The sequence below is a fragment of the Synechococcus sp. H55.2 genome (genome assembly GCF_047462495.1).
Taxonomy (GTDB): Bacteria; Cyanobacteriota; Cyanobacteriia; order Thermostichales; family Thermostichaceae; genus Thermostichus.
The window spans coordinates 1,318-9,735 of record NZ_JANSJH010000009.1; the positions used below are offsets into that span (position 1 = coordinate 1,318).

Annotated in this window: 5 protein-coding genes; 3 read left to right on the top strand and 2 right to left on the bottom strand. The window is 61.9% G+C overall.

What is annotated here, in order from left to right; translation table 11 throughout:
- Positions 1-24: 24 nt before the first annotated feature.
- On the top strand, positions 25-2,418 hold the full coding sequence (gene ppsA, locus NW844_RS02250; protein WP_414333151.1) for a phosphoenolpyruvate synthase: 2,394 nt from the start codon (positions 25-27) through the stop codon (positions 2,416-2,418).
- A gap of 63 nt (positions 2,419-2,481) precedes the next feature.
- Positions 2,482-3,750 carry a dihydrolipoamide acetyltransferase family protein gene (locus NW844_RS02255; RefSeq protein WP_414333104.1) on the top strand — a complete coding sequence of 423 codons (1,269 nt, stop codon included), beginning with the start codon at positions 2,482-2,484 and terminating at the stop codon, positions 3,748-3,750.
- Positions 3,751-3,780: 30 nt separating this feature from the next.
- Here the strand turns inward: NW844_RS02255 and NW844_RS02260 are convergent, their stop codons facing one another.
- The gene (locus tag NW844_RS02260) at positions 3,781-4,893 is read right to left on the bottom strand and encodes a DUF389 domain-containing protein (protein WP_414333106.1); all 1,113 of its coding nucleotides are present in this window, start codon (positions 4,891-4,893) and stop codon (positions 3,781-3,783) included.
- A gap of 77 nt (positions 4,894-4,970) precedes the next feature.
- Complete coding sequence (gene lipA / locus NW844_RS02265; protein WP_414333108.1) at positions 4,971-5,861, bottom strand: lipoyl synthase; 891 nt, start codon at positions 5,859-5,861, stop codon at positions 4,971-4,973.
- 174 nt (positions 5,862-6,035) lie between these two features.
- Here lipA and tkt point away from each other — a divergent pair, with 174 nt between their 5' ends.
- Positions 6,036-8,036, top strand: a complete 2,001-nt coding sequence (gene tkt, locus NW844_RS02270) for a transketolase (protein WP_414333110.1) — start codon at positions 6,036-6,038, stop codon at positions 8,034-8,036.
- Positions 8,037-8,418: the final 382 nt, after the last annotated feature.

Below are 8,418 nucleotides of genomic sequence, written 5' to 3' on the forward strand. Positions count from 1 at the left end.
CGCCAGCTTGGCTCAGAGCCACCCTTGGTTGTGCCCCTCATAGAGGTGGGGCTGCGGGACGTGGCCCAGGTGGGTGGGAAAAACGCCTCTCTAGGGGAAATGCTGCAGCAGTTGACCCCCAAAGGAATCCGCGTGCCCCTGGGGTTTGCCACCACCGCCCATGCCTATCGCCAGTTCATCGCCGCAGGCGGCCTCGAGGAGAAGCTGCGGGAGATCCTCAAAGACCTCGATATCGAGGATGTGCGGAACCTGCGCGAGCGGGGCAAAGCCGCCCGCACCTTGATTCTGCAGACGCCTTTCCCCCCAGAGTTGGAGCAGGCCATCAGCGAAGCCTACCAGAAGCTGTGCGAGCGCTACGGCCCCGATACCGATGTGGCGGTGCGCTCCAGCGCCACAGCAGAAGACCTGCCGGATGCCAGCTTTGCCGGCCAGCAGGAGACCTACCTCAACGTGCACGGGATCCAGGCAGTGCTGAATGCCTGCCACCGCTGCTTTGCCAGCCTGTTTACCGACCGGGCCATCTCCTACCGCCAGATCAAGGGCTTTGACCACTTCCAGGTGGCCCTCTCGGTGGGGGTGCAGAAGATGGTGCGCTCCGACTTGGCCTGTTCGGGGGTGATGTTCTCCATCGACCCAGAAACGGGCTTTAAAGACGCGGTGTTGATCACCGCTGCCTATGGGCTGGGGGAAAACGTGGTGCAAGGCATCGTCAACCCCGACGAATACGTGGTCTTCAAACCTACCCTAAAGCAGGGGCTGCGCCCCATCCTCTCCCGCAAGCTGGGCAGCAAAGCCCTGAAGCTGGTCTACGACGAGGAGGGATCCCGTTCCACCAAAAACGTACCCGTCCCCGAGAGCCTGCGCCGCCAATATGCCCTGCAGGACGACGAGATCCTAGAGCTGGCTCGCTGGGCCTGCCTCATCGAGGAGCACTACTCGGCGCTGCGGGGCCGCTTCACCCCCATGGACATCGAGTGGGCCAAAGACGGGATCACGGGCGAGCTGTTCATCGTCCAGGCCCGCCCCGAGACGGTGCAATCCCAAAAGGCCACCAACCGCCTCAGGACCTACCGCTTTACGCAGACGGAGGCGCGCCCAGACCCCCTGGTGCAAGGACGGGCGGTGGGAGAGGCCATCGGCCAGGGCACAGCCCGCGTCATTTTGGATGTGCGCCGCTCGGATCAGTTCCAGGCTGGCGAGGTGCTGGTGACGGAGAAAACCGATCCCGACTGGGAGCCAATCATGAAAAAGGCCAGCGCCATCGTCACCAACCAGGGGGGCAGAACCTGCCATGCAGCCATCATTGCCCGTGAGCTGGGGATCCCTGCCATTGTTGGCTGCGGCAACGCCACGCAGGTGCTCCGCTCCGGCGATCCCATCACCGTCTCCTGCGCCGAAGGGGAGGAAGGGCGCGTCTATCCTGGTCTATTGCCCTATGAGGTGACGGAGATCCCGCTAGAGGAGCTGCCCCGCCCCCGCACCCAACTGATGATGAACGTGGGCAACCCGGAAAAAGCCTTTGGCCTGAGCGAGATCCCTTGCGACGGCGTGGGTCTGGCGCGGCTGGAGTTCATCATCGCCAACCACATCCAGATCCACCCTCTGGCCTTGATCCACTACGACGAGGCGGTCAAGGAAGAGCCGAGCCTGGCGGAGCTCACCGCCCAGTATGCCGACAAGCCGGAGTACTTTGTAGACAAGCTGGCCCAGGGGGTGGCCACCATCGCCGCTGCCTTCTACCCCAAGCCGGTGATTGTGCGCCTGTCGGACTTCAAGAGCAACGAATACGCCCACCTGCTGGGCGGATCCCGCTATGAGCCCCACGAGGAAAACCCCATGATTGGCTGGCGGGGGGCCTCCCGCTACACGGATCCCCGCTACCGCGATGGCTTTGCGCTGGAGTGCCGGGCCATGAAACGGGTGCGGGACGAGATGGGCCTGACCAACGTCATCTTGATGATCCCCTTCTGCCGCACCCCGGAAGAGGGGCACAAGGTGCTGGAGGAGATGGCCCGCCACGGCCTAGTGCGGGGGGAAAACAGCCTCCAGGTGTACGTCATGTGCGAGCTGCCCAGCAACGTCATCCTGGCCGACGAGTTCTGCCAGATCTTCGACGGCTTCTCCATCGGCTCCAACGACCTCACCCAGCTCACCCTGGGGTTGGACCGCGACTCGGCCCTGGTGGCCCACCTTTTTGACGAGCGCCACGAGGCCGTCAAGCGGATGATTGCCCAGGTGATCCAGACGGTGAAAAGCCACGGGCGCAAGATTGGCATCTGTGGACAAGCCCCCAGCGACTACCCTGACTTTGCCCGCTTCCTGGTGCAGCAGGGGATCGACTCCATCAGCCTCAACCCCGATTCCCTGCTGAAAACCCTGTTGGTGGTGGCCGAGGCGGAAGCTGCCGGCGCCCACTAGGGGAGTGCGCCGGGATCCCGTCTGCTGGGTTACAATCTTCTCTGCTGTGTTGCCACCCCCGCCATGATCCACGAACTCTCCATGCCGGCCCTCAGCTCCACCATGGAAACGGGCAAGATCGTTGCCTGGCTGAAGAACCCCGGCGACCGGGTGGAGAAAGGGGAAAACATCCTGGTGGTGGAGTCGGACAAAGCAGACATGGATGTGGAGTCCTTCCACAGCGGCATTCTGGCCAGCATCCTCATCCCAGCCGGGGAATCGGCGCCGGTGGGCGCCCCCATCGCCCTCATTGCTGAAACCGAAGCGGAGCTGGCCGAGGCCCAGGAGAGAGCCAAGGCCCTCTCTAAGGGTGCTGCGCCGGCGGCTACCCCTAGCGCGGCCTCTGTCCCCACCGTTCAACGGCCAACCCCTGCGCCTGCAGCAAGCCCCCCCTCCACGCCCCCAAGTGGCTCCGACGGAGCTGGATCCCAGCGCATCCTGGCTTCCCCACGGGCGAAAAAATTGGCAGAAAGCCTGGGGGTTGACCTGCGCACGGTGCGCGGCTCCGGCCCTGGTGGGCGCATCGTAGCCGAAGATGTGGAGCGGGCCGCAGCTCAGCCCGCCTCTGCCCCGGCGGCAGCTCCTTCCTCGGTCACTCCTCCCCCCGTCTCTGTGCCCCTGGGAGAAGTGGTTCCCCTGAGCACCCTGCAGGCGGCGGTGGTGCGCAACATGAACGCCAGCTTGGGCGTGCCGGTGTTCCACGTCGGCTACACCATCACCACTGACAGCCTGGATCAGCTTTACCAACAGGTAAAACCCAAAGGGGTAACCTTGACGGCCCTTTTGGTCAAGGCTGTGGCCGTGACTCTAGAAAAGCACCCCCTCCTCAACGCCAGCTACACCGAAAACGGGATCCATTACAAAGCCGACATCAACATCGCCGTGGCGGTGGCCATGGAAGATGGGGGCCTAATTACCCCTGTGCTCAGGCAGGCCAACCGGATCGATCTCTACGAGATCTCCCGCCGCTGGAAGGATCTGGTGGAGCGGGCGCGGCGCAAGCAACTGCAGCCGGAGGAGTACAACAGCGGCACCTTTACCCTCTCCAACCTGGGCATGTTTGGGGTGGATCGCTTCGACGCCATCCTGCCTCCCAACCAGGGATCCATCTTGGCCATTGGTGCTGCTCGCCCCACCGTGGTGGCCACGCCGGAAAAAGCCATCGCCATCCGCTCCCAGATGCAGGTTAACCTCACCTGCGACCACCGCGTCATCTACGGTGCCCACGCCGCAGCTTTCTTGCAAGATCTAGCCCAGTTGTTAGAACAAAAGGTGGGATCCCTGACGCTGTAACCAGCCCATCCGCCAATTAGTAGGCAAGAGTTATTCCCTTTGATCGGGGGGGAAAGTTGTTTCTGGAGAGTTCACCTCAGGCTCCTCTGGGGCAAGCGTTTCTCGGCGCACCTCCTGGTCTTGTACCACCTGAAAAATCAGGGTGAAAGGGCGACCCACCTCAGCTTCCACAAACTCTTCTAGTAGTGCCACCTGTCTCGGTGTGACGGGCTCGTCCGCTCGCACCGACAGCACCACCTCCGGCGGATCGGCTACCCAGTTAAACTCGCTGCGCAAGAGGGTTACCCGTTGGAATGTAATGGTTCTGTTGAGCAGAGCGGTTCGTAGCGCCAATTCCAGCCGAGATTGATACAGCAGTTGGGTCATACTGGCTGCCAGCGGCACCAGCAACAGCATCACCAGGCCAAACACCCAAGCCAATCCAGAACGGGCCTTGTGCAAAGGGGCGTAGCCCATCACCAAAAAGGTGAGCATACAGGCCAAGGCAATTCCCAACAGGTTCGTGGAATAGAGGAGCGCCGCCCCCAGGCTGATCTCCCAGTCTCCATGGGCCAACCCTAAGCCAATCACACACACCGGCGGCATCAACGCCACAGCAATCGCCACCCCTGCCAAACTGTCGGCGATCTCTTTGCGCACCCTGGCAAAAGCGCCGATTCCCCCTGCCGCTAGCGCCACTCCCAGATCCAATAGGTTGGGTTGAGTGCGGGCCAAAATTTCGCTGCCCCAGTTGGGAAGACCTACCCATCGCCCCAGCAGGAAAGATACTCCCAACCCAATTCCGGTTCCCACGGTCAGAGATAGGATACCTGTCCGAAACAAGACTACATTCCCGTCCAAAGCCCCCATGGCCATGCCGCGAATCGGCAACATCAAAGGAGCCACGATCATCGCCCCAATGATCACAGCCGGGCTATTGGCCAGCAAGCCCAACGTGGCAATGACACAGGAGCCAAGCACCAACATCAAGTAGTTGAGGCTGAGGCGAGACTCCCGCATTAGCTCCAGCACCAACTCGGCATACTCTTCTGCACTGACCAGGGGCAGCCGCCAGCGGAAGGGCTGTAGCCAACCCTGAGGTGAAGGAACCAAGCCATTTTCTGAGCTGCTGCCAGTAAAACGACGGATCCTGTTCATGTCCATGATTGGGTTCCCTTGGCGGTGTCAAGAACAGACCAGCCTTGGGCTTTCAGCAGTCTAGCTTGGCAGAGAATCGGGGCTCACGATCCTCCTTTGGGAAAGCGCCGCATCAGGTCTTGCACGGCTTCAGCATGGTAGGAGCTGCGGGTTAGAGGCGAAGACACCACCTGCAAAAAGCCCAGCTCTTCCCCCACTTGCCGCCAGTGGTCGAACTCTTCGGGGGCGACATAACGCTCCACCGGCAGGTGTTTGGGGCTGGGCGCCAGGTATTGGCCAAGAGTGAGGATGTCGCAGCCCACCCGGCGCAGATCCCGCATCACCTGCAAAATCTCCGCGGCGGCTTCTCCCAAGCCCAGCATCACCCCCGACTTGGTGTAGAGGCCGGGATCCCATTGCCGCGCCAGTTCCAAAAGCCGCAGGGAGCGCTCGTAGTTCCCCTGGGGGCGCACCCGCCGGTAGAGGCGGGGCACGGTTTCCGTGTTGTGGTTGAGCACCGTTGGGCGGGCGGCGAGAATTTGCTCCAAGGCCTGCCAGTTGCCGCACAGATCCGGGATCAAGACCTCGATGGTCGTCTGGGGCCTGCGGCGGCGGATTTCCGTGATGCAAGCAACAAACTGGCTGGCTCCGCCATCCGGCAGGTCGTCCCGATTCACCGAGGTGATGACCGCGTGGCGCAACCCCAAGCGTTCCACCGCTTCTGCCACCCGCAGCGGCTCAGTGGGATCCAAGGGCAAAGGCCGTTTGGTGAAGTCGATATCACAGTAGGGGCAGGCGCGGGTACAGGCCGGGCCCATGATCAAGAAGGTGGCGGTGCCGTTGGCAAAGCATTCCCCTAAGTTGGGACAGGAAGCCTCTTCGCAAACCGTGTTCAGGCCCAAGTCCCGCAGCAGTTGCTGGACAGACCCGGCCCGTTGGGGGGCTTTGGCCCGCAGCCAGGGCGGTTTACCGCTAGGCGAAGAAACAGCGCTCAATGAAAACCCTCCAACCAGAAATGGCGGCAAGCGTATCTCTCAGCTTAGCCTGTCATTTTGCCCGGCCGAGACCGGCCCAGGCCAATTCCCAGCTCGATGGATCCCCACTGGTTCGGAAGCGAGACCCAAAACACGGCATACTGGAAAGCGAATGTCGAGCGATAGGGATCCCACATGGTTGTTGCTGCTCCTCCCTCCCTGGAACAACTTGCCATCAACACGATTCGTTTTTTGGCGGTGGATGCTGTTCAGAAAGCCAACTCCGGCCACCCCGGCCTGCCGATGGGGGCAGCACCCATGGCCTATGTGCTTTGGCAGCAGTTTTTGAAGTTCAATCCCCGCAACCCCAAGTGGGTGGATCGGGATCGCTTTGTCCTCTCGGCGGGCCACGGCTGCATGCTGCAATATGCCCTGCTGCACCTGACGGGCTTTGATGTCAGTCTGGAGGACATCAAGCAGTTTCGCCAGTGGGGATCCAAAACCCCTGGCCACCCGGAAAACTTTGAAACCCCCGGCGTGGAGGTGACCACCGGCCCGCTGGGACAGGGGGTGGGCAATGCGGTAGGGCTGGCGATTGCTGAGGCCCACCTGGCGGCCCGCTTCAACAAGCCCGGCCACACGATTGTGGATCACTACACCTACGTGATCTTGGGTGACGGCTGCAACATGGAGGGGGTGGCCTCGGAAGCGGCCTCGCTGGCCGGCCACCTCAAACTGGGCAAGCTGATCATGCTCTACGACAGCAACCACATCTCCATCGACGGCAGCACGGAAATTGCCTTCACCGAAGATGTGGGCAAGCGCTACGAGGCCTACGGCTGGCACGTGCAAAAAGTGGAGGATGGCAACCACGACCTGAAGGGGATCGCCGAAGCCATCCAAAAAGCCAAGGAGGTCACCGACAAGCCTTCTTTGATCATCGTCGAGACCACCATCGGCTACGGATCCCCCAACAAAGCTGGCAGCGAGAGCGTCCACGGGGCGCCCCTGGGGCCGGAAGAGGTCAAGCTCACCAAACAAAACCTCGGCTGGCCGCTGGAGCCGGAGTTCTACATCCCCGACGAGGTGCTGGCCCACTTCCGCCAGGCCATCGATAAAGGGGCCAAAGCCGAGGCGGAGTGGAACGAGCGCTTTGCCGCCTACGAGAAGGCCTACCCGGAAGAGGCCGCCGAGTTCAAGCGCATCATGGCCGGGGAGCTGCCTGCGGGCTGGAAAGAAGCGTTGGCTCCCATTGCCGAAACTGGCAAAGAATCCACCCGCAACCTCTCCAAGTTTTGTCTCAACGCCCTGGCCAAGGCGGTGCCAGAGCTGCTGGGGGGATCCGCCGATCTGGCCCATTCCAACATGACCTACTTGAAGGGGATCCCGGAGTTTCAGGCCGGCTCCTACCACGGGCGCAACTTCCGCTTCGGGGTACGGGAACACGGCATGGGAGCCATCGCCAATGGCATGGCTCTGCACGGCGGCCTCATTCCCTACGACGCCACCTTCTTGATCTTCACCGACTACATGCGGCCTGCCATCCGCCTGTCGGCCCTCTCGCGGGCGCGGGTGTTGCACGTCATGACCCACGACTCAGTGGCCCTAGGAGAAGACGGCCCCACCCACCAGCCCATTGAGACGCTGGCCTCTCTGCGGGCCATCCCCAACCTCTACGTCATCCGCCCGGCGGACGCCCGCGAGACGGTGGGAGCCTACCAGGTGGCCCTCGAGGCCATGTCCACCCCGTCGGTGCTGGTGTTTACCCGGCAGGCGGTCAACCCCGTAGAAGGCACCTCCATTGAGGGGGTAGCCAAGGGGGCCTATGTGGTGGTGGATGCTCCCAACCCGGAGCTTATCTTGATTGCCACTGGCTCAGAGCTGGAGCTGGCGGTGAAGGCCGCTGCTCAACTGCAGCAGGAAGGCCGAGCGGTACGGGTGGTTTCCATGCCCTGCATGGAGCTGTTCGAGGCCCAGCCTCAGAGCTACCGCGACTCCGTCTTGCCCCCCAATGTTACCAAGCGCATCTCCGTCGAGGCGGGATCCACCTTTGGCTGGCACAAGTACCTGGGCTTTGAGGGGGTGGCCATCGGCATCGACCGCTTCGGCGCCTCCGCCCCCGGCCCTGTCTGCATGGAGAAGTTCGGCTTTACGGTGGAGAATGTGCTCAATACCGCTCGTCAGCTCCTAGGCTAGGATTTTTGCTCCTCCGGCCTGAGCCCAGCAGGGATCCCTGCTGGGTCTTTTTTGCTGCCCGACGGTGGCACAACTTGACAAGACTTAGCGAAGGCTGACAACTTGTTAGCAGGACTTGCAAAACATTGCGGTTGTTTCAAGCAAGGTTGAGACACTTGCTCCCCCAACCCTTTTCCCCTTGTGGGAGAAGGGAGCGAGAAAGTTGTTTCATAGTTTCATAGCAGGGAAAACGTTGGCTTCCAGCGATAGGCGGATGTTCTTGCGCCAACTTTGGGTCTGACAGCTCGGCCTACTGCAGGAAGCCCGCCAGTAGAATGACCACTCCCCCCACGACGGCCAAAATCGTCAGTACCCGGCCCGCGTTGGCACTGCCCTTCCAGGA

Bases quoted from the DNA above. Each gene is read 5' to 3' on its own strand.
- NW844_RS02255 (WP_414333104.1), top strand. From the start codon at position 2,482: ATGATCCACGAACTCTCCATGCCGGCCCTCAGCTCCACCATGGAAACG.
- NW844_RS02260 (WP_414333106.1), bottom strand. From the start codon at position 4,893: ATGGACATGAACAGGATCCGTCGTTTTACTGGCAGCAGCTCAGAAAAT.
- tkt (WP_414333110.1), top strand. From the start codon at position 6,036: ATGGTTGTTGCTGCTCCTCCCTCCCTGGAACAACTTGCCATCAACACG.